This is a genomic window from Reichenbachiella sp., assembly GCF_965233835.1.
GTDB lineage: Bacteria > Bacteroidota > Bacteroidia > Cytophagales > Cyclobacteriaceae > Reichenbachiella.
Window position 1 is genome coordinate 3,085,421 of the sequence record NZ_OZ247585.1, and the last position, 22,008, is coordinate 3,107,428.

The 22,008-nt window shown below is 37.9% G+C and carries 23 protein-coding genes; 10 read left to right on the forward strand and 13 right to left on the reverse strand.

The features are described 5' to 3' along the window. Positions 1-20: 20 nt before the first annotated feature. Together ACO6S2_RS13020 and ACO6S2_RS13025 are read left to right on the forward strand one after the other, a co-directional pair. Complete coding sequence (locus ACO6S2_RS13020) at positions 21-1,103, forward strand: potassium channel family protein (RefSeq protein WP_422358993.1); 1,083 nt, start codon at positions 21-23, stop codon at positions 1,101-1,103. A gap of 1 nt (position 1,104) precedes the next feature. Then, positions 1,105-1,533: a hypothetical protein gene (locus tag ACO6S2_RS13025; RefSeq protein ID WP_422358994.1), complete on the forward strand. Its 429-nt coding sequence runs from the start codon at positions 1,105-1,107 to the stop codon at positions 1,531-1,533. Between the two features lie 37 nt (positions 1,534-1,570). Here the strand turns inward: ACO6S2_RS13025 and ACO6S2_RS13030 are convergent, their stop codons facing one another. Together ACO6S2_RS13030 and ACO6S2_RS13035 are read right to left on the reverse strand one after the other, a co-directional pair. Beyond that, positions 1,571-2,206, reverse strand: a complete 636-nt coding sequence (locus ACO6S2_RS13030) for a GOLPH3/VPS74 family protein (RefSeq protein WP_422358995.1) — start codon at positions 2,204-2,206, stop codon at positions 1,571-1,573. Between the two features lie 38 nt (positions 2,207-2,244). Beyond that, entirely contained in the window at positions 2,245-3,519 is a 1,275-nt protein-coding gene (locus ACO6S2_RS13035; RefSeq protein ID WP_422358996.1) for a cation:proton antiporter, read from the reverse strand. Positions 3,520-3,985: 466 nt separating this feature from the next. Here ACO6S2_RS13035 and serA point away from each other — a divergent pair, with 466 nt between their 5' ends. From serA to ACO6S2_RS13050, 3 genes are all read left to right on the forward strand, one after another. Then, entirely contained in the window at positions 3,986-5,884 is a 1,899-nt protein-coding gene (gene serA / locus ACO6S2_RS13040; RefSeq protein ID WP_422358997.1) for a phosphoglycerate dehydrogenase, read from the forward strand. Positions 5,885-6,200: 316 nt separating this feature from the next. Further along, complete coding sequence (locus ACO6S2_RS13045) at positions 6,201-7,283, forward strand: aminotransferase class V-fold PLP-dependent enzyme (RefSeq protein ID WP_422358998.1); 1,083 nt, start codon at positions 6,201-6,203, stop codon at positions 7,281-7,283. A gap of 69 nt (positions 7,284-7,352) precedes the next feature. Further along, complete coding sequence (locus ACO6S2_RS13050; RefSeq protein ID WP_422358999.1) at positions 7,353-8,276, forward strand: universal stress protein; 924 nt, start codon at positions 7,353-7,355, stop codon at positions 8,274-8,276. Here ACO6S2_RS13050 and ACO6S2_RS13055 read toward each other — a convergent pair. Further along, the gene (locus tag ACO6S2_RS13055; protein WP_422359000.1) at positions 8,273-8,782 is read right to left on the reverse strand and encodes a MarR family winged helix-turn-helix transcriptional regulator; all 510 of its coding nucleotides are present in this window, start codon (positions 8,780-8,782) and stop codon (positions 8,273-8,275) included. The two genes, ACO6S2_RS13050 and ACO6S2_RS13055, sit on opposite strands and share 4 nt — an antisense overlap. Before the next feature lie 78 nt (positions 8,783-8,860). Between ACO6S2_RS13055 and ACO6S2_RS13060 the strand changes: the two genes are divergently transcribed. Further along, positions 8,861-9,286, forward strand: a complete 426-nt coding sequence (locus ACO6S2_RS13060) for a DoxX family protein (RefSeq protein WP_422359001.1) — start codon at positions 8,861-8,863, stop codon at positions 9,284-9,286. Here the strand turns inward: ACO6S2_RS13060 and ACO6S2_RS13065 are convergent, their stop codons facing one another. From ACO6S2_RS13065 to apaG, 3 genes are all read right to left on the reverse strand, one after another. Continuing rightward, a complete protein-coding gene (locus tag ACO6S2_RS13065; RefSeq protein ID WP_422359002.1) occupies positions 9,287-10,207 on the reverse strand; it encodes a coiled-coil domain-containing protein in 921 nt (306 codons plus the stop codon). Positions 10,208-10,283: 76 nt separating this feature from the next. Then, entirely contained in the window at positions 10,284-10,934 is a 651-nt protein-coding gene (locus tag ACO6S2_RS13070) for an O-methyltransferase (protein ID WP_422359003.1), read from the reverse strand. Between the two features lie 152 nt (positions 10,935-11,086). Beyond that, positions 11,087-11,473 carry a Co2+/Mg2+ efflux protein ApaG gene (gene apaG, locus ACO6S2_RS13075; protein WP_084370606.1) on the reverse strand — a complete coding sequence of 129 codons (387 nt, stop codon included), beginning with the start codon at positions 11,471-11,473 and terminating at the stop codon, positions 11,087-11,089. 80 nt (positions 11,474-11,553) lie between these two features. On the opposite strand from apaG, the gene ung reads away from it, so the two are divergent. Further along, the gene (gene ung, locus ACO6S2_RS13080; RefSeq protein WP_422359004.1) at positions 11,554-12,216 is read left to right on the forward strand and encodes a uracil-DNA glycosylase; all 663 of its coding nucleotides are present in this window, start codon (positions 11,554-11,556) and stop codon (positions 12,214-12,216) included. 56 nt (positions 12,217-12,272) lie between these two features. Here the strand turns inward: ung and lepB are convergent, their stop codons facing one another. The 7 genes from lepB to ACO6S2_RS13115 all read right to left on the reverse strand — a co-directional run bounded on the left by lepB (position 12,273) and on the right by ACO6S2_RS13115 (position 20,235). Continuing rightward, positions 12,273-13,364 carry a signal peptidase I gene (gene lepB, locus ACO6S2_RS13085; protein ID WP_422359005.1) on the reverse strand — a complete coding sequence of 364 codons (1,092 nt, stop codon included), beginning with the start codon at positions 13,362-13,364 and terminating at the stop codon, positions 12,273-12,275. Between the two features lie 41 nt (positions 13,365-13,405). After that, a complete protein-coding gene (gene dapB / locus ACO6S2_RS13090; protein WP_422359006.1) occupies positions 13,406-14,119 on the reverse strand; it encodes a 4-hydroxy-tetrahydrodipicolinate reductase in 714 nt (237 codons plus the stop codon). 56 nt (positions 14,120-14,175) lie between these two features. Further along, the gene (locus tag ACO6S2_RS13095; RefSeq protein ID WP_422359007.1) at positions 14,176-14,763 is read right to left on the reverse strand and encodes a DUF5683 domain-containing protein; all 588 of its coding nucleotides are present in this window, start codon (positions 14,761-14,763) and stop codon (positions 14,176-14,178) included. A 7-nt stretch (positions 14,764-14,770) separates the two neighbouring features. After that, on the reverse strand, positions 14,771-15,685 hold the full coding sequence (locus tag ACO6S2_RS13100; RefSeq protein WP_422359008.1) for a ParB/RepB/Spo0J family partition protein: 915 nt from the start codon (positions 15,683-15,685) through the stop codon (positions 14,771-14,773). 32 nt (positions 15,686-15,717) lie between these two features. Further along, on the reverse strand, positions 15,718-16,500 hold the full coding sequence (locus ACO6S2_RS13105) for a ParA family protein (RefSeq protein WP_422359009.1): 783 nt from the start codon (positions 16,498-16,500) through the stop codon (positions 15,718-15,720). A 260-nt stretch (positions 16,501-16,760) separates the two neighbouring features. After that, entirely contained in the window at positions 16,761-18,596 is a 1,836-nt protein-coding gene (gene yidC, locus ACO6S2_RS13110) for a membrane protein insertase YidC (protein WP_422359010.1), read from the reverse strand. A gap of 4 nt (positions 18,597-18,600) precedes the next feature. After that, positions 18,601-20,235 (reverse strand): CTP synthase, encoded by a 1,635-nt coding sequence (locus tag ACO6S2_RS13115; protein ID WP_422359011.1) that lies wholly within the window; start codon positions 20,233-20,235, stop codon positions 18,601-18,603. A gap of 203 nt (positions 20,236-20,438) precedes the next feature. On the opposite strand from ACO6S2_RS13115, the gene ACO6S2_RS13120 reads away from it, so the two are divergent. The 3 genes from ACO6S2_RS13120 to ACO6S2_RS13130 are packed head-to-tail and all read left to right on the forward strand — an operon-like array spanning position 20,439 to position 22,003. Next, positions 20,439-20,978, forward strand: a complete 540-nt coding sequence (locus tag ACO6S2_RS13120; protein WP_422359012.1) for an RNA polymerase sigma factor — start codon at positions 20,439-20,441, stop codon at positions 20,976-20,978. A 43-nt stretch (positions 20,979-21,021) separates the two neighbouring features. After that, complete coding sequence (locus tag ACO6S2_RS13125) at positions 21,022-21,465, forward strand: hypothetical protein (protein WP_422359013.1); 444 nt, start codon at positions 21,022-21,024, stop codon at positions 21,463-21,465. Between the two features lie 22 nt (positions 21,466-21,487). Beyond that, a complete protein-coding gene (locus ACO6S2_RS13130) occupies positions 21,488-22,003 on the forward strand; it encodes a hypothetical protein (protein WP_422359014.1) in 516 nt (171 codons plus the stop codon). The last annotated feature ends 5 nt before the right edge of the window (positions 22,004-22,008 follow it).

A 22,008-nucleotide genomic window follows, 5' to 3' on the forward strand; every position in this document is an offset into this window, starting at 1 on the left:
TTGTATTTTATGACTAATCAATGCTAAACGCAAGTGAAAGAAGACGAGTAAATCGCTTCATATTTGGATCAATTGTAGGCCTGGTTATCTATTTCATCTTAATTACTCTGCTAATTAATTTTGAAAAAGATAGCACGCAGTCAAGTATTACAGATTATCATCAGGCCATGTGGTTTACCATAGCTACTTTGACGACCGTTGGGTATGGAGATATATATCCTGTGACACTTTACGGAAGGTTTATTGGATTTATTTTTGTCCTAATGAGTGTAGGTATATATGGCTTACTCATTGGTCAAATCACGAACTTAATTACCACTTTAAAACAAAACAAAATGTTAGGGTACAACGGAACCTTGTTTGAGCAACATGTCGTCATGATCGGTTGGAGTGATTTTGGCCAACTGGTTGTGGAACAATTAATAGGAGCAAACAAAAAAGTGGCTATTGTCACTAATGTTAAAAGCCATATCGAACACATTCATGAAAAGTATGACACCAATATGGTTTTTACTCTTTATTCAGATTTCGAGAATACTGAAATGCTCAAAAAAGCTAATATTGAAGAATCAACGGTCGTCTTTGTTAATCTTGACGATGATACCGAAAAGTTGGTTTTTATACTCAATATGAAAAAGGTATTTGAAAGGTTGGAATTTGTCGTAACCTTGGAAAATGCTAACCTCAAAAACACCTTTATCAATGCCGGTGTCACAAATGCAATTTCTCCCCATGACATTTCCTCTAAGATATTGGCCAGTTACATGTTTGAGCCAGATGTAGCCTCCTACACAGAAGATATCATGTCATTTGCACATACCCCTACCGACTATGATATTAAACAGTTTTTGGTGACCTACGATAATCCATATCTAAACAAAGATTATCACGAGTCATTCAATAACATCAAGAAGACTTATAACGGCATCCTAATAGGAATGAGCAAAAAGGATAAAAACGGGAAACGACAACTTATTAAAAACCCTGAGAAGAAATTCACAATTGCTCTAGGGGATTATTTGATCATCATCGTTAATGGCAGCTCTTTTCAGCTGATTCAAAAAGCATTTAATGTTCAAGAAGGTTATTTTAAAGAAACCTAACATGAGGTATACAAAACGCTATTCAGTCCTTTTTGCTATTGTATTGGCTACTACGAGTAGCTGTGAAAACAGAGATGTAAATCACTCAGACGGTCCTAATTTCAGTGAAATTCATGAGGATATACAATACCACTTCGATCAGGTAGAAATTGAAGGCCATGAGTACTTTATTCTAGAAAGAGATAGGAACAATCCGCATGAAGGCTTTGGCTTTATGGCCATGAAGGCGAATAAAACTATGGCCAATCAGGATTCAATTAAAGCTTATCTCAAAACACTTATTGACCTACAGACTCAACAATTGACAGAAAAAAATAACACTTCATTGGAGGAGACAGAGGCTGAGGTCAATCAACTTTTCAAGTTCTACCTAAACCAAAGCAGAACATTGAGAGATGCGTCTAAAAAAGAAAAAAGAGCTGACAACTAGTTGCCAGCTCCTCTCAATCTAAACAGTTAATATATTGTTATAGAGTTAAAAAATACTCTTTCAAGTCATTAAGGACAGTTTGAGTTTCAGCATCTATTGCTGGGGAATTAGTTATATCCTTCGCCACCTTCACTGCGTCAATTAACTCATCCTTCTCTTGGAAAACTTCCTCCAAAATTTTGCAATTTGAAATCATAGACATCAGAATAATAATTGCAGGTGTAGGCTTTTGCCCCTTCTGAACAACGGCTTTCAAAGTATCTCTGATTTCCTGTTCGAAGGCATAATTGGCATTGTCCATTCTTTCTGAAACCGGAATCCATAAAAGTTTAGTTGACTCTACCTTCAAAATTCCTCTCTGAACCAATAGTTCGATCACATCATCCTGAATAGAATCAAATCCAGAAGCTATTTTCTTAATTGTACCAGAGACAGAATCACCGCCACCACCAACAGCTTTCAGTACACTATCAAGCACTTTGTTGCCCGTTCCAGTTGAATCCTTAACAATAATCTTATTGCTCTCGAATCCTACTCTTTTAATAAGAGATAACTCTAATATTAAAATGGCCAATAGTCCATGATCAATCGAATGTTCTGCTGCTGACAATAATCTTCCCTCTTCGTCATCCAACGCGATCAGCATCAATCCTTCTGCTAAACTTAATTTCATCTAATCGTAATTTATTTTCTACTAATTTGATTTCAACTTTAATTTTTCAGTATCCCTTTAATGGTCAACCCTTGAACCAGAATAGAAAAGACCACCACTGCATAAGTGGCTGCCAAAATAATATCCTTATGAGGTATCTCATCTGACAATGAAAGCGCCAAAGCTACAGAAATTCCTCCTCTTAAACCGCCCCAGGTCAATATAATGATACTTTTATCTTCAAATTTCTTACCTAGCATCTCCATCACTTTTATTGGAATGGATACCCCAATAAATCGAGCAAACAGCACGATAGTAATAGCAATCGGTGCAATCATTAAAAACTCCATTTTAAAGTCTTGAGCTATAATGATTACCTCTAAGCCAATTAAAATGAAGAGAATTGCATTCAACGCTTCATCTAGCAGATGCCAGAACTTAAAAACATATTCCCCAGTCGCGTTGGCCAGATGTTCACTTCTTCCTTCATTACCAATAAACAGTCCCATCACAACCATACCCAGTGGCCCAGAAACATGGATCAGTTCAGCAACTCTACCACCTACCATTACCAGCGTAAGCGTAACTAAAACCTCCAACTCCACATGGTCATTGTCGATATAATTTAAGAGCTTGAAACCCATATAGCCGAATGCCGCGCCCAGCAACAAACCGCCAGCAACCTCCTTGACAAATAAACCAGCTACACTCATTGCGGTAATTTCCTCACCCCCACCGTGCGCTCCATGATCACCACCATGTCCGGCCATTGCAATGCTGGAAATAGTTAGGAATATAACAACACCAACACCATCATTAAACAATGACTCTCCGGCAATTTTAATCTCTAGGTTTTTATCTAAGCCGAACTCTTTAGTGAGAGCCAATACAGCAATTGGGTCAGTCGGTGAAATCAATGCACCGAATAACAAACAATAGATAAGATCTACCTCACTCCCGACTAAGCCGAATCCAAATTGCATCAAAAATCCCACAATGAATGTAGACATTAATGTTCCAATTGTTGCCAATACAATAATTGGTAAACGCTCCTGAAGTAGTTTGCTCAAATCGACAGACAAGGCGCCTGCAAATAACAAGAAGTTAAGCATTACATTCAATAGCACTTCCTTAAAGTCAAATTCTTCAACAATGTGACTAGCACCATTCATTACAGCCGGTACAGCAAAACCTAAAAACACAATCGCGACAGAAGACATCAATGCGATTGCCATAAGGCCAATAGTAGAAGGTAATTTGAGGAATGTAATATTGATCAGTGTAAAAGCGGCGGCTAGGAAAATAAGTAAGGTGATGAGGTCTAAAATACCCATTTGAGCAAAGTTTAAGTTTTAGTTGCTAAATAATTCCACTTTCAATTTTCTTCCAATAGTGCAATTATACAATTTGTTAAGAATATCACCAATATACTACAAATAAACTATCGATACACTTCTTATTCTCCAATTTAGCAATTCTCAAATAGATACTCAATAGCACACAAACAACCACCGCTACTGCGATCAAAAAATATACCGTATTCAATTGTTTGACCTAATGTTTCATCAAATCAAATCCTTAACTTAAACCAAAAGAATATCCTTTGGTTCAGATGCTTTTTTTTGTAAAATTATTAATGGATGGAAGTATTTTTATAGATTCATCAAAATATCTCAGCAGCCATTATAAATTCCACCATAAGTGACCATTTATAAGAAGAATCAAAATAATTTTACCCAACCAAACCCAAGGTGATCAAAACAGGTTAATACTCATTCATTATAAAAGGAGTTTTATAGCATGACTGAAACAGTTACAAAAAATTTTGTGATTGACTTTGACAGTACATTTACAAGTGTCGAAGCACTAGACGTACTTGGTTCTATTTCACTAAAGGGTCACCCGGAAAAGCATGAGCGGCTGAAGAGAATTGCAGACGTTACAGATCTGGCCATGAGTGGGGAGTTATCATTTAGAGAATCCTTAAATCAGCGCCTACAAATCCTGGATGCCAAGAAAGAGCACCTACCCATTCTCATTACCATGTTAAAAAAACTGGTATCCAAATCTTTCAAAAGGAATAAGGCCTTTCTAAAAGAGCATGCAGATCATGTTTATATTCTTTCTAATGGATTCAAAGAATTCATATTCCCAATAGTAGAAAAGTATGGAATAAAAGAAGAAAATGTTCATGCCAACTCTTTTGTCTTTGATGAAAACGGAAACATTGTTGGCTTTGACGAAGACAACATTTTATCCCAAAGCAAAGGAAAACCGGCGAAAATTGAAGCACTAAAACTGGAAGGTGAAATTCATGTTATTGGTGATGGATACAATGATTACGAAATACGAAAAGAAGGTAAAGCCAACAGGTTTTATGCTTTTACTGAGAACGTTTCGCGAGAAAACGTGGTTAAAAACGCCGACCACGTAGCACCTTCGCTAGACGAAATACTTTATCATAACAAAATGGAAGGAGCATTATCATACCCTAAGAACAGAATCAAAGTCTTGCTTTTGGAGAATATCCATGAGAACGGGGTAAAAATTGTAAAAGAAGAAGGGTATCAAATCGAAATTTACCCTGCGGGCATCGATGAAGACGAGCTTTGTGAAAAAATCAAAGATGTATCCATCTTAGGTATCCGTTCCAAAACAATGGTCACCAAAAAAGTATTGGAACATGCGAATAGACTGATGGCTGTTGGGGCATTTTGTATAGGTACAAACCAAATCGACCTGGCTGAATGTACCAAACGAGGCATCGCGGTATTCAATGCGCCATTTAGCAATACAAGATCGGTGGTTGAATTGGCTATAAGCGAAATGATCATGCTGATTAGAAATCTTCCAGACAAGATCTTTTCTATGCACCAGGGTAAGTGGGATAAATCTGCTAATGGAAGTTTTGAGATCAGAGGAAAAAAGCTAGGCATTATCGGATATGGAAATATTGGAAAGCAACTTTCTGTTCTGGCCGAAGCACTAGGCATGAATGTCTACTATTATGACTTGGATGAAAGATTGGCACTGGGAAATGCAACCAAGTGCAAATCTTTAAAAGAGCTTCTAACCAAGGTTGATGTTGTTTCCCTACATGTTGATGGTCGCAAAACCAACATCAATGTCATCGGCAAAAAAGAATTTGGTTATATGAAAGATGGTGTCATTTTTATGAACCTCTCTCGAGGCCATGTAGTAGATATCAAAGAACTTAAAAAGAATATTGAAAGTGGAAAAATTGCAGGAACTGCAGTAGATGTATTTCCCGAAGAGCCACTGAGTAATGCCCATGAATTTGTCTCTGAACTAAGAGGCCTACCAAACGTGATACTTACTCCTCATATTGGTGGAAGCACATTAGAAGCTCAGGAAAATATCGCAGAGTTTGTACCAACCAAGATCATCGATTACATCAATACAGGAACAACCACTAATAGCGTTAATTTCCCAAACCTTACACTACCGATTCTACAGGATGCACATCGATTTATTCATGTTCACCACAATCAACCTGGCGTGTTAGCTAATATCACAAATACGCTCGCCAAGCATGACATCAATGTCATGGGGCAGTATTTGAAAACTAATGACACGGTTGGTTATGTAATTACAGATATCAATAAGGACTATAATAAAGAGGCTATTTCAGACCTCAAAAAAATAGAAGGTACGATTAGATTCAGAGTGCTTTATTAAAAGAAAAAGTCTTCCTGATAAATCGGGAAGACTTTTTTGGTAAAATCTCTGAGTTTAGGGTTTAAATTAAACCTGTAAATGTAAGGATTTGAGCTATCCATGCGATTCAATCTTCCTCTGTTATCTCCAAAGAGTTCCGATCATAGATCGAAATGAGGCCCGATTTAGCCGCCGAAATCACTCGGTCATTTTTATAGTTATAGTTTAAATAAACATACAAAAACCCAGAGATTTGTCCAACAAATGTATTCATTTTGTAGCGAATTATGGAAGGTAATTTTGTCTTTATCTTTTATTTATATATTAAATAATTCTAATGAAAAACATCTTCTTCACTCCTGGGCCATCAGCGCTTTATTTCACTGTTGAACAGCATATTAAAGATGCCTTAAAGTCTGACATTCCATCCATCAGTCATAGAAGCAAGGCTTATGTAAAAATGCACCAGGAAACCACTGAAGTGCTTAGAGAATTACTACAGTTGCCTGAAAATTTCACCGTAGGGTTTACCTCTTCAGCTACTGAGGTTTGGGATCGTATGAGTGAAAATTTGATTCGTAATCATTCAGTACATTTTGTAAATGGGGATTTCTCTAAAAAGTTCTACACTGCCGTTTCGGCTCATGAAAAGAATGCCGATGGACGTATCGTTGAAGCTGGTACACATCACGATTTGCAATTAGCAGAAATCAATTCAGAGGTGGAACTTATTGGGCTGGCACAAAATGAAACAAGCACTGGCGCAGCCATGCCCGTTGAAGATATCAACCGACTGCGTGCGAAGTATAAAGATCCTCTTTTAGTAGTTGATGCCGTGAGCTCCCTCCCTATTCCTGAATTTGACTTCAATAATCTTGACAGTCTATACTTCTCTGTTCAAAAGTCATTTGGCCTTCCAGCGGGTTTGGGTGTTTGGACATTTAATGAAAGATGCCTGGAAAAAGCTGAACGACTAAAAGCTGAGGGCCATTATCACGACTCCTACAATAGCATATTGAAAATTGCCAAAATGGCCACAAAACATCAAACCACTTGTACACCCAATGTGCTCAATATTTACTTACTAGGAAAGGTAGCCAAGGATATGCTCACCAAAGGCCTTGATCAAATTCGGCAAGAAGCAAAGTACAAAAGTGCCCTATTATACAACCTATTCGAAACACACCCAAAATTAAACGCATTTGTAAGCGAGAAAAAATTCAGATCTCAAACGGTGGGTGTCGCTGAAGTGAATGGTGGGTCTGAAACTTTGATTCAAGGCTTGGCTAAGAAAGGATTGAATATCGGAAATGGTTATGGTGAATTTAAGAATAGACATATTCGAATTGCCTCATTTCCAACTCACTCTAAAGAACAAATAGAAATGCTTGTAGATGAGATAAATCAGTTGGATTTCTAAAAATTGATTTATCTTTTTGCATAAATTGAAATCCATTACAAAGATATACTACCTGAACGAACGAATCTGATGTATAAATTCGAAAAAATATTAGTAGCTCTCGATCATTCCGACTTGGATAAAGAATTGATCTATTCGGCCTCTATGATTGCTAAACTAGCTGGTACTAAGCAAGTTAAATTTATCAATGTAATTAAAGACTTAAACGTTCCTGCGGCTGTAAAAAAGGAATTTCCGAATATCATTAATGATGCATTGGCAGAACGAAAAAAGGAGATTGAACGCGAAATTGATCGGTATTACATACATAATGACTCAAAGGTAAGTGTTGAGGTCAATTCAGGACAACCTACTAAAGCCATTCTAAAGTTTAGTGCTAGCAAAGAAGTTGACCTGATCATTGTGGGTAGAAAAAATGAAAAACCAGGTGGTGGAGTGACGATCAGTAGATTAGCACGTAGAGCAGCATGTTCTCTACTCATTATTCCAAAAGGCTTTGATAAGAGAATCAGTAAGGTTTTGGTTCCAGTTGATTTTTCTGATAATGCACTAGCCGCTGTCAATCAAACCATCGACTTACTTAATATTGATCATTTCCCAAAGCCAAAATGTTTAATCCAACATGTTTATCAAGTACCAAGCGGATATCATTACACTGGTAAATCATTCGAGGAATTTGCGGCGATTATGGAAGAGCATGCCAAGAAAGACTACGAAGTATTCAAAAAGAAATTTGATGAAACGAATTTGACGATCGAACCAATTTACACATTGGATCGTCATGAAGATATTATCTCTTCCATCTATAAAACAGCCAAAAAAATGCAGGCTGGTGCAATCGTGATTGGAGCAAAGGGAATTACTGCCGCAGCCTCTCTATTTATAGGTGGAAGTGCAGAAAAGCTAGTTCAGTTGCATTCAGAGATCCCAATTTTAGTAGTACGATCAAAGGATAAGAAAAAAGGGTTATTAGATATATTGAAAGGTATTTAATCAGGTTCAGTACCTCTAAAGCGGTCTAAAAAGTCGTTGACCAGACTACATTCTTCATCTGAAAAGGAATTGATTTTTTCAAAAAGTTCTTGAAAGGAGTCATCTAGCTGCTCAAGTATATTCAGCCCCTGATCAGTAATGAATACATCAACGGCTCTTCTATCCTGTAGATTTGGTATCCTAGATACTAACTCTTTGGACACTAGTTTGTCTACAATTCTTGATACGTTGGACATCCGATCAAGCATTCTTTCAATGATCAAATTTACTGTGCAGACTTCTGGGTGCTGTCCCCTAAGAATTCGCATAACGTTATATTGAGGAACGGTTAGCCCAAAAGGTTTAAGCACTTTTTGCTGCTGCTCATCCAACCAATTTCTACTGAACATCAGATTCACTACTACCTTTTCAAACTCTGACTTGAATTTTTTTTGCTTAATATCCTTATTCAACCCCATCCCTATATCTTTATATGTATCTAATGTAGATACATTAATGTTAGTCACTAAAATTTTGAAGTCCAAAATAGACTTTCATTTTATTAGTTTCTTGTAACTTATACGTCAAATACACACATCGAAGAAATGACACTCAAGAACATCATCAAATATCTCCCCAGATTCATAGCTTCTATCATACTACTTGAGACCTTACTTTTTAAATTTGGTATTGGTGGTGAAGCTTTTTTGAACGAATCGAAAGCCCTATTTACAAATCTCACGATTTCAATTTTTGGTCACGGAGATTATGAGGCGTTCTTTAGAGTCGGTACGGGGATTTTGGAATTGGTTGCTTCTATTCTATTACTTTGGCCAAAACATGCAGGATTAGGCGCCCTTATGGGTGTAATGCTTATGATAGGTGCCATTCTTTCTCATCTATTTTTTATTGGTATAATCGTAGGCAATGACGGAGGTCAATTGATGGTCATGGCACTTATTGTCATGATGTGCTGTACGAAAGTTCTCCTCGATGAAAAAGCCAAAGTCATGGCCCTTTTCGGAAAATAACTACTTAACTATAAAAGAAGCCGACCCCATCCTATAGTCATCAGTAAAGACTTCTAAAGTATACTTACCCAGATCATAGTCACTACCCTTGCTATAGAGGAATGTGAGTGCCTGACTGTTTCTATCAAAAAGAATATCTTTTTTCACAGTATAGAAGCTTTCTCGCCCTTCAAAAACAAAAGTACCAGAACCAGATGCTACGTCAAAAATAACATTACCATCCGGGCCAGTGATTTTAACCAAGATGCCCTTTCCTTCTATAGGTGCAACTCTGTTCTCCACTATTTCAAAATCGATCTTCAAATGATCAATGTGTCTGTTTTTGAATGGTGATGCTCTTTCTTTACCGCTAGAACTCACGGCCAATATCTCAACTTTTTCAACTTTAAGCTTTGAAGCAGTAGCCACCTTTTCTTCCAACTTGGCCTTACTTTGATTGAGATCTTTAATCGACTCGTTTAGGTTATTTGCTTCTACCTTTAACTCTGTGTTCTCAACCATCAAAGAATCATTCAACACCTTCAAACGCTCAATCTCCTCATCTTGAGCCACCAACAATTCTTTATAGCCATCAACTTTTCCTTGCAAATCATTAATCTGCCTATAGGCTTTTTTTCTAAAAGCCTTCTTTTCCTCTTCCAGCTGAGTCTTGATTTGCAACAGCGTATCTATCTCTCCTCCAAGTTGAGCAATTTTTAGTATCCTGGTATCAAGTTCGTTACTCATAGAGTCCAAATCATTATAAGCCTGATCCAACTGCGCCTGAGTCAATTGATTTTGCCTCGCTAACTCCGAAGATTCTAAGTACTTGTATATAAAAGCTCCACTTGCCGCTATAAGCAGAAGTACCAGTATTACTGTGAAAATTCTTTTATTCTGACCTTTTTCAGGCGTTGGATTTGCCGAAGATTTGTTTTCCATAGTTGAATTATATAGCTGCAAAAATATAAGATAATTGCACATACGCAATTACGTCAAAAAGCACTCATTTTGAAATTTAAAAACTTAAAATGTAATGTCCTTTTACCGACTCCACATTCACAAATACTATTCCAATCTTGTCATTTTCTACATAAAGGTATTCGGGGTAATCATGTTGTATCTCCAGCCAGGCTTTGGACATTTCGGGAGACCAATTGATGTCGTCAATAACAATTGTTCCTGAATTGGATAAATGACCCAACGTCATAGAAAAATATCGCATAGTAGCTTCATAAGTATGATTCGCATCAATATAGACAAAATCAAAAGTTTGATTTGTTTGAAGTAGGTATGTATCTATATCTGAATTAATGTGCTCAACGTTTTTCAATTCCAGCTCAGAAAAATGCTCCTTGGCAATTTTGCACAATTCGGCATTTCCATCTATGGTCACAACACGCTCCACACAGCTTGGCTCACTCATATAAATGGTATTTAATCCTAAAGATGTACCCAATTCTAATACCACTTTACAAGACTGATACTCCAATAAATTGAAAAGTATTTCAGATTGCTTTCTGTTAGATATACCAGCTTGTGCTATTATTTTAACCTGTTTCGATCGAGGGGCTGATAAACTAGAGCCGGAACCAAATCTATTCATTTGTATCTCTCTACTATCGCTGAGAAGCCGATGACGTATCGCCTCTACTTCTGGACTATTCACTTGTCTCCTTTTTGACGGGTTTAATGCTTGTTGGTACAGTTTAAATAAAAAAGGAGACTGTAGACTATGCCCATCTACCGCTAACAGCCAGTACCTAACGTATCGAGTAATTCGAAAGAAAATGATTTTTATACTCAAGAAAAAGAAATGATCTAATTGAACCGGTCAGGAACTACCATAACGAATTCTGGGATTCGTACTTCAATTTTTTTACCATCAATGATTCGCTCGATCAGATAGGTTCCAATCATTTTACCCAAACCACTCTTTAGGTTGCAACCTGAAACGTAGACATGCTCTTGCCCGGGCTCTATTATAGGCTGCTGACCTACAACACCCTCACCTTCTATCTCGCGATCACTGTAGGCCGCGTCCTTAATATACCAGTGCCTTGATTTGAGTTGAACGGTATGTTCACTTTGGTTTTCGATAGTAACCTTATAGGTGAAGACATAGTGAAATTGTCTGGGGCTGGAATACTTTGGTTGGTATTCCGTCTCCACACTCACTTTAATGCCTTTTGTTATCTCTGTTACCATCAAAAAATATCACTATCAATTGTAAAATAGGATTAGGATTGAGTATACAAGTAAGTCAATTTATTTTATTTTCGAAAATAATGGATGTAAAAATTGAAAAAAGCTGGAAGACAAGACTTCAAGTAGAATTTGAAGCAGAATACTTTAAGAACTTGACAGACTTTGTGAAGTCTGAATATCAAAACCATAAAATTTTTCCACCAGCCAAAAATATATTTAGTGCATTTGAGCTTAGCTCTTTTGATGACACTAGAGTAGTAATTATAGGACAAGACCCCTATCATGGTGATGGTCAGGCGCATGGCCTATGTTTTTCCGTTCAAGAGGGCACTCGCATGCCTCCATCTTTACAAAACATATTCAAAGAAATTAAGGATGATCTGAATATAGACCTGCCCCTTCATGGATGCCTCAACCGCTGGGCAGAACAAGGAGTTCTACTTTTAAATGCGACTTTGACAGTACGAGCACATCAAGCTGGGTCTCATCAAAACAAAGGATGGGAGGAATTTACGGATGCAGTAATTAAAGCACTATCAAGAGAAAAAGAGAACTTAGTCTTTCTCTTGTGGGGAGCTTATGCCCAACGCAAAGGAGAATTGGTAGACAAGTCTAAGCATTACGTCTTAGAATCCCCTCACCCTTCGCCTTTTGCAGCTCATCGTGGGTTCTTTGGGAACAAGCATTTTAGTAAGACGAATGCCTTCCTGAAGAATAATGAATTGAAAGAAATCGAGTGGTAAAATTGGATACAAAAGTCAAAATATAAGATATAACCTTGACTCTTGTTTCTTGTCTTTTAGTTTATACCATTGAACAGCCTAGACCATCTGATCTTACTCAAGAAACTCTCATTGGGGTCGATGGACATCCAAATAAATGATGCCTCTCCCACTACATGATCACCAGGCACAAATCCCCAAAACCTTGAATCTTCAGAATTGTGACGGTTATCACCCATCATAAAGTAATAATTTTGACTGAAGGTGTAGGATGTGGCTTTTTCTCCATCTATGAATAGTTCCGTTTCTTTTAGCTCAACATTCTCCAATCCTTCATAATTGCGAATGGTCGTACCATACATGGCTACATTGTCCTCCGTCAACTCAATAGTCATACCCTCTGCCGGGATAACCAATGGACCATAAAAGTCTGCATTCCATGGAAATCTAGTAGCATTTGGGAATATTCTTGGATTTATAAAGTCTTCTGGCTCTTTGTGAGGAATCACCTCCTGCACAAAATCTAAGTTTTCAAACTTCTTGGCATCTTCTGGACGGGCATGCATTTGATAAGCACTATTATCACTAAATCTGTTATAATCCCAAACCCCATTCTTCTTAAAAACACGATCATTAATCTTGCTATCCGTCCTTAAATAGTAAGCAAACTGCATATCCTCTGGATTCTCTCCTTTTTCACCATTTACGTACACCTGAGAATCTCTAACTTCTATCGTATCTCCGCCCACAGCCACACATCTTTTGATGTAATGCGTCTTAAGGTCAGTAGGATGCTCAAATTCTGGTGGGTAGTTAAATACCACGACATCATTTCTTTCCACATCTCCAAAACCAGGAAACCTGAACTGAGGTAATTGAATGGCATCCGTGTATGATGGAATGTTCGTACCCCATATTTTGGCATGTGTCAATGGGAATTGCAATGGTGTCTTTGGGGTCCTCGGACCATAATTAATCTTACTTACAAATAAGAAATCGCCCACTAACAACGAGTTTTCCATTGATGGCGTAGGAATCGTAAATGCCTCCATAAATGCCCATCGAATAAGCGTAGCTGCCACCACTGCAAAAACAATGGCATCTACCCATTCTTTTACAGGTCCTTTCTTCTCTTCTTTCTTTTTGGGCTTAAAAAAATTCCAGTTCATAGTTGATTTAATTTCGGCAAATATATGATTTAATCTGAATCCTAAAGTTTGAGCAAATCGTCCATAGAAAAGACACCCTTCTTACCAGCTAAAAACTCAGCTGCAAGTACGGCTCCTTGAGCAAAGCCTTCCCGGCTGTGTGCCACGTGGCTGATTTTAATGGTGTCCACTTCAGAATCATAAGTAATATCGTGTGTACCAGGTGCAGGATCTACACGTTCGGAGATAATTTCGAGTTCCTCAGGATTAGAAGATTTTCCATTTACCCATTTAGTTTTATCCTCAGTATTAGCAATCACACCTTCTGCTAAAGTAATCGCTGTTCCACTCGGAGCATCCAATTTCTGCGTGTGATGAATTTCAACCATGGAGCTTTTATACCCCTTTCCATTCATCATTTTAGCCAGTTGTTCGTTGAGCTTAAAGAATATATTTACTCCTAAACTATAATTTGACGCATAGAAAAATCCAGTGCCCTGAGTCTGACAAAAGTCAACCACTTCTTGATAATGATCCAACCAACCTGTACTTCCTGATACCACAGGAACTTTGTTTCCTAATACAGTTTTGATATTGTTGAGTGCGGATTCAGGAGCGGTAAATTCAATAACCACATCAGTATTGACAGGTGTCATTTCACTGATTTCATCTGCGTTATCAATGTTTATAACTTTTGAAATGGAGTGTCCCTTAGACAGAAGTATCTTTTCAATGGCTTGTCCCATTTTTCCATACCCTACCAATCCTACATTCATAATTCAGTCCTTTAAAAATTTATAGTTGATTAGTTACGGCAATCTCTGATTTATTACTATTTATTCAATTTAAAAACCAAAGACATGCCTACATTTTGGGCAAAGTATTTCTCTCGAGGATAATAGGTTGGTTGTAAAGCCAAATCATCATTAAGGTTAAACTCAATCAAATGGGCAGACACATGTGCGTCCACGATCTGAACCAGATAGTAAACTACTCCCATGATAATCATAAAATCCCTATTACGCTTGAATCGTTCAGCGTTTAGTTGCAAAGCTTCTTGAGAAAATTGAGGGAATGGATTATCACTACCTTCCTCTACAGCCAAGTATGCATTGCGAAAAGCATTATAAAAATCGTTGTTGTATTTTATAAAATGACCAATTACGATAGCTCCTCCATAAAGTATTGGAAGCTTCCAATATTGCTTGTTATACATCTGGCCTAGACCTGGCAACACAGCCGCATAAAGCGCTGCCTTGTCTGGATCCAAGGTCGATTTACTTTGAAAAGTTTCTATTCCCGCTAAATCAGTGGCTACTACCGTAGTATCCGCATTCGCCCGAATAATCGTTTCATTTTGAGCTACAGCCGATGTGCTGATGATCAAGCATCCTATCCAAACTAATACCGATGATTTCACTCTATAATTAAGCGTCAATGATTTCCAAAATACGATTCAATTCCGTAACGGAAGCGAATGGTATTTTGATCTCTCCTTTGTTGTTATCTTTCGAGGCGATATTGATTCTCGTCCCAAAGTGCGAAGATAACTTGTCTTGAACACTTAATATATCTTTACTCACTACTTTTTGTACAGGTTCCTCTTGTGGTTCGTCCGGAAATGATGCCTGCTTCACCAATGCTTCTACTTTTCTAACCGAAAGATCTTCATTTAGAATCTTTTTAAGCAAATCCAACTGCAACGTAGTGTCCTCTACATTGATCAGTGCTCTGGCATGCCCCATAGATATTTTACCATCTCTCACTGCTGCCTGAATATCTGGTGGCAGCTTCAAGAGTCGTAAATAGTTATTTACAGTAGACCTTTTCTTTCCTACTCTATCTCCAAGCTGTTCTTGCTTTAGATCACATTCAGAAAGTAATCTTTGGTAGCTGAGGGCAACTTCCATTGCATTCAAGTCCTGACGCTGAATATTCTCAATCAAAGCCATCTCCAGCATCTGCTGATCATCTGCAGTCCTGATATAAGCAGGTATTTTGTCTAAACCCGCAAGCTTACTTGCCTGAAACCTTCTTTCTCCTGATATAAGCTGAAAAGAATTGTTATTCAGTTTTCTTAGTGTGATAGGCTGAATAATTCCCTGTACTTTGATAGACTCAGAAAGTTCTTGCAGCGCTTCCTGATCAAAGTCAGTTCTTGGCTGGAATGGATTAACCTCGATTTGATCAAGGTTGACCTCAGAGATACTTCCGGCAGAAGCACTTCTTTCTCGGAGTGGTTTTTTTGCCAGTACGTTTTTTTCTGCACCACCATCATCACTTAATAGCGCACCTAACCCTCTGCCTAACGCATTCCTCTTATTTCCTTTCTTTTGGCTCATCTAAGTAATTATTTTATTGATCAGCAAGTACTTCAGGCCATTTCGGCCAGTTGCTCATTATTGGCTACAATCTCATTTGCCAGATTCAGGTAACTGATCGCTCCCTTACTCTCAGCATCATGAGAGATTGCTGGCAATCCAAAACTTGGAGACTCACTCAATTTGATATTTCTTGGAATCAAGGTATCGAACACCATTGATTTAAAGTGCGTAGTCACTTCCTCGACTACCTGATTAGACAATCTCAATCTCATGTCATACATGGTCAATAGAATACCTTCAATTTCCAGGTCAGGATTCAATCTTGACTGAATTATTTTAATGGTATTCAACAGTTTACCCAATCCTTCCAATGCGAAGTATTCACATTGAACAGGGATAATGACAGAATCTGAAGCAGTTAATGCATTAACAGTAATTAAACCTAAAGACGGCGAACAGTCAATGATAATGAAATCATAATCTTCTCGGATTGAATCCAAGGTAGCCTTCATTTTCATTTCTCTCTCATCATAATTGACCAATTCAACTTCCGCACCTACGAGATCTATATGTGAAGGTAGTAAGTCCAAATAATCAATGTCAGATTTCATGATGCACTCATAGGGATCAATAGCATCCACCATGCATTCATAAATCCCCGCTTTTACCTGTTTTGGATCTTCTCCAATACCAGACGTGGAATTGGCCTGAGGATCAGCATCAACCAATAGCGTTTTGTACTCTAATGCTGCTAAACTTGCTGCTAGATTTATGGCAGTAGTAGTTTTTCCTACTCCACCTTTTTGATTTGCAATTGAGATGATCTTACCCATAAAGCTCGTTGTCAGATTTAATGAAAATTGTCAATGAGTCGATAATTACACTTCATCGACCTTGGCAAATATAATTTTCGTTTCCGCATTTCTTCTATTTGTATCTGGAAACTTCTCCACATACAAATGTTGATAAACTCATAAGTCACTGAAAACTAAAATGTCCCGCCCCGAAGGTTATCGGAACGGGACATTAAATTTACTTCTTTTCTTGCTTACTTAGAGTAATACTAAATCTAAGCCAATGACAGAATAACTATCTACTTTTTCTTCTTTCCTTTTTGCTTGCGTTGTTCTTCGCCAGCCTTCATCGCTTCTTCCAGTTTCAGCTGGAACTTCGATTTCTTCTTGTTGGCGTTTTTCTTTCTATTCTCTTCCATCACTCTGATGATTTTATCCTCATCCACAAACTTTCTAAACAAAGCCATTTGACCAAATGACACAATGTTTGAAACGAAGTAATAGAACGTCAAACCAGCAGAGAAACTGTTCAGGAAGAACAAGAACATTATTGGCATCATGTACTGCATCGACTTCATTGGCCCTTGCATTTGAGAATTCATCTGGCTGTTTGACCAGGTATAGAGCAATGTTGATCCTGTCATCAATAAACAAAACAAACTCACATGAGATCCATAAAAAGGGATTTCAAATGGTAGATTTAACACATTATCATATGTAGATAAATCAGATGCCCAAAGAAAAGCCTGCTGTCTCAGCTCAATCGAATTAGGGAAAAAGTTGAACATAGCAAGTAAGAAGGGGAACTGTAGCAGTACTGGAATACAACCACTCAATGGATTGATACCTGCTTTGCGATAAAGTTCCATAGTCTCCTGCTGAGACTTCTGCATATCTCCATCATGCTTCTCTTTTATCGCATCCATTTCAGGCTTCAGAACTTTCATCTTGGCCATTGACATGTGTGACTTATAAGTCAACGGAGCCAAAATCAATCGAATGACAAATACCAAAATGATAATGATGATACCGTAATTTGAAATCACTCCTTCCAATAAGTTGAATATCGGAATGATCAACCATTTGTTAACCAATCTAAAAATAAACCAACCCAGGTCTACATTTTGTTCAAAACCGTTTACAACCTCTTTCTGTATCGTATAATCATTTGGCCCAAAGTAGTATTGAAATTTACCCTTGCCTGTTTTTAAATCTCCAATGGGTAAAGTCAAAACAGCTGTACCTGTCTTTACAGTAGAGCTATCGGCAGGGTCAACTATGGTGCTCAATGTAGATTTTCCTATTTTGTTATCAGCGATTAGCGCGGCGGAAAAGAAACGTTGCTTGAATGCAAACCATTTTAAACCTTGCTCTATGGTCTCAGACTCTGCGCCCTCTCCTATCCCAAGGTCATCAAAGTCATCTCCAATCGGTTGATAGTTGATCGTAGTTTTAGCTCTGGATTCTTTGAGAGTATGCTCAACATTTTTCATGTGATCCACCCAGGTGAATTGTGCATCCTGATTGTCGATCACGCCATCCATTCCTACCAGATTGATTTCATATTTCAACTGAAAACCTGTTCCTCCGAGCGTGTACTTATGCTCAAGGTATCTTCCATTTTCCAAAGCCATTTTGAAGCTAACAGTCAAGGAATCTGTCCCTTCAACTTTCAACTTACGGTAGTCAGCCTGATAGTATAACTCTGAGACATTGATTGGCTTATAGTTGCTTGCAAAAAGCAAATCTGATTGGCTACTGCTCCCATCAATCAAAATCAAAGGATCTTTGTCGTAAGTCAAATAATCTTTAAGCTCAACTCTCTTTACTACACCACCCTTGCTAGAAAGGACGATCTTGACAGACTCATTTTCTATTTCGATATCCTTTGCTTCACCTGTCGCAAAAGGAGCAAAAATTCCATATCTGTCTCTATGAATAGCTGAAGCCAATGAGTCATCAATAGCTGTAGGCTCAACAGCCGTCATTTTCGTGTTTTGGACAGTTGCAGGTGCTGTGGTTTCAATGGGTTCTGTTTCAACAGGCTGCTCAGGAACTTCCGGAGCGAAAAATTGAAAATATATGGTCATTAATGCAAGCATTAAGACCAGGCCTGTGATCTGATTTTTATCCATCTAATTAGTTATTGTTTTCTGATAAATTATCTTTCTTATATGATAGGGCCGCTTTTACAAATTTTACAAAAAGCGGATGTGGGTTGAGCACTGTGCTCTTCAGCTCTGGGTGAAATTGAACACCCACAAACCATCTATGATCTTTAAGCTCAACGATCTCAACCAAATTAGTTTTAGGATTTCTTCCTGAAGCAATCATTCCATTATCTTCAAAATCCTGCAAATAAGCGTCATTAAATTCGTATCTGTGTCTATGACGTTCCTGTATTTTGGTTTGTCCATAGACGTTATACGCCTTAGTTCCTTTTTTGATTTGGCAATCATAAGCACCCAATCTCATAGTACCTCCCATCTCAGTGATGTTCTTTTGATCCTCCATGATATCAATGATAGGATGCTTTAGTTTCTCCGCCATTTCTTTAGAATTTGCGTCTTTATGTCCTAAAACATTTCTTGCGAATTCAATGCTGGCACATTGCATACCCAGACAAATTCCAAAGAACGGAATCCCTTGTTCCCGAGCAATTTTAATGGCTTCAATTTTCCCTTCAATTCCTCTTTCTCCAAATCCCGGAGCTACTAATAACCCATCTACGCCTTCAAGCTGCTTAGCCGCATTGTCTGGTGTAACATCCTCAGAGGAAAGCCATTTTACTTTTACCTTACATTCGTTTTCCGCACCCGCATGCACAAATGCTTCAGAAATAGACTTGTAAGCATCTTGAAGCTCTACATATTTACCAACTACAGTAATGTTTACCTCATTGACAGGATTCTTAAGCTTACCTAGAAAAGTCTTCCAATGCTCCAATCCTGGCTCCTTCTTATACGAGAACTTCATTCTAGCAAGCACTCTTTCATCGAGCTTTTCTTTACGCATCAGTAGTGGCACATCGTAGATGGTATCGGCATCTTGTGCTTCTATCACACAATTAACTGGTACATTACAGAATAATGCTATCTTTCTTCTTAGATCAGCACTTAGCTTGTGTTCACTTCTACACACCAAAATATCTGGTTGCACTCCCGCTTCTAGTAATTGCTTCACGGAATGCTGAGTTGGTTTTGTTTTTAACTCACCAGCTGCTGCCAAATATGGTACTAAGGTCAAATGGATATTGATTGCATTGGTAGGACCTAACTCAAAGCGAGCTTGTCTCATAGCCTCAATGAACGGTAACGATTCAATATCACCTACACAACCACCTACTTCAGTGATCACAAAATCATATTTTTCGGTCTTACCCAATCGGTAAATACTTTCTTTGATCTCATCGGTAATGTGAGGAACTACCTGAACTGTTTTTCCTAAAAACTCTCCTTCTCTTTCCTTCTTAATTACATTATAATAGATACGACCTGTTGTTACATTATTCGCTTGAGAGGTCGGCTCATTCAAAAATCTTTCGTAATGACCAAGATCTAGGTCAGTTTCGGCGCCATCGTCAGTTACATAACATTCACCATGCTCATAAGGGTTTAACGTCCCTGGGTCAACGTTGATGTACGGGTCTAATTTTTGAATCGTTACCGAAAACCCTCTGGCTTGCAATAACTTACCTAAAGATGCTGAAATGATTCCTTTACCAAGAGAAGAGGTTACTCCACCCGTAACGAAAATGTATTTTGTTGATGTCATTTGATGTGAATTCGAAACTTCTGTTACGGGGCTCAAAGGTATGACATTCGCCGCAATAATCTTTGGGCGGGCCAGATATTATTTTGAGAAGTGTGGTAAAAACAGGAAGTTTGGGTCAGGTACCACTTGATGATTTAGTTTTTTTTAAATACAATTTTAAACCTTTACCAGCATCAAGCATCTAAGTTGCAAATTGCACTACTTTGACTGACCACGAATTAATAAAAAAACTCAGCAATGAGGAGAGCCGAAATCATGGGTTCAATTTGCTGGTACGAGAGTATCAGGAAAGAATCTATTGGCATATTAGGAAGATGGTAATAGATCATGATGACGCTGATGACTTAGTTCAAGATGTATTCATAAAGGTCTGGAACAACATTCACAAGTTTCGAGAGGATTCCAGTTTGTATACCTGGATATACCGAATAGCAACTAATGAGTGTTTAAACTTTTTAAAAAAGAAAAGAAATAAATTTTTCCTTCCGATAAATGATGTAGCCAATGAGCTATCGAATAAGTTGGAAGAAAGCACTCATATTACTGGAGAAGAGATTCAACTCAAGTTGCAAAAGGCATTGTTGAAACTTCCAGACAAGCAAAGATTAGTGTTTAATATGAAGTATTTCGATGACATGAAATTTAAAGAAATTGCCAAAATCACCAACACAAGTGAGGGGGCTTTAAAGGCCAGCTATCATCTGGCTGTAAAGAAAATTGAACAAAGTATTAATTTGGATTAAACCTTTTAATCTGAGGATTGTCTAATCCTCAGACGCTGATTATATGAAAAAGAAGATAGATATCGAATCACTCGAAAGAAAAAGTATCCATCAAGTACCTGATGGCTATTTTGATGAGTTGCCTTTGAAAATTCAGTCAAGAATTACTGAACAACAAGAGGTATCCTCTCCTATTTTCATACCTAGAATGCAAATGGTTTGGAGTATGACCGCTGCCATAGCAATTTTTCTCATTGGATGGTTTTTTTATCCTCAGAATACCAAGCCATCAACAGAACAGTTACTGGCCTCCATTGATTCAGAAGCATTGATTGAATATTTGTATGAAGAAGATATTAGCACAGATGAAATTTTGGCCGCCATAGATGAGAGCTATATCCTGGAGGAGTTAGAAACTATAGAGACTGAAATAATTGATGGAGAATTATCTGATGAGGATCTAGAATCCATCTACTCGGAGCTCGACTATTCAACGGAAATCATGTAAGCACCTATATAATAGAAAAGCCATGAATATATTTGTAATGATGAAAAGACTACTATTCGCAGCACTTATGCTGTCATTGGCCACGGCTGCACAAGCACAGAATGATGAGGCCAGACAAAAAATTGAGTCAGCAAAAATTGCACTCATAAGTGAACGATTAGGCCTCACTCCCGAGGATGCGCAGCAATTCTGGCCCATTTACAATGAGTACAGCCAAAAACGTCGAGAAAACCATAAGGAGTTTGCTCAGGCAAGAAGAAAATTCAACCCTGAAACCGCGACAGAACAAGAAACTCAGGATATGCTCAAGCTGGGTAGAGAAGTAAAAGAAAGACAGCTAAAGTTAGAAGGTGAGTACTCGGAGCGCATGCTCAAAGTGATCAATTCTAAACAACTCATGTCTTTACAAAATGCTGAGAGAGATTTTAAAAGAATGCTACTGGATCGCCTGGATCAGCGACGACAGCAACAACAAAACTCAAATGAACAGCTCAGAAGACAAAACAATGAACGAATGAGAAATAAAAGAAACAACTAACTCTT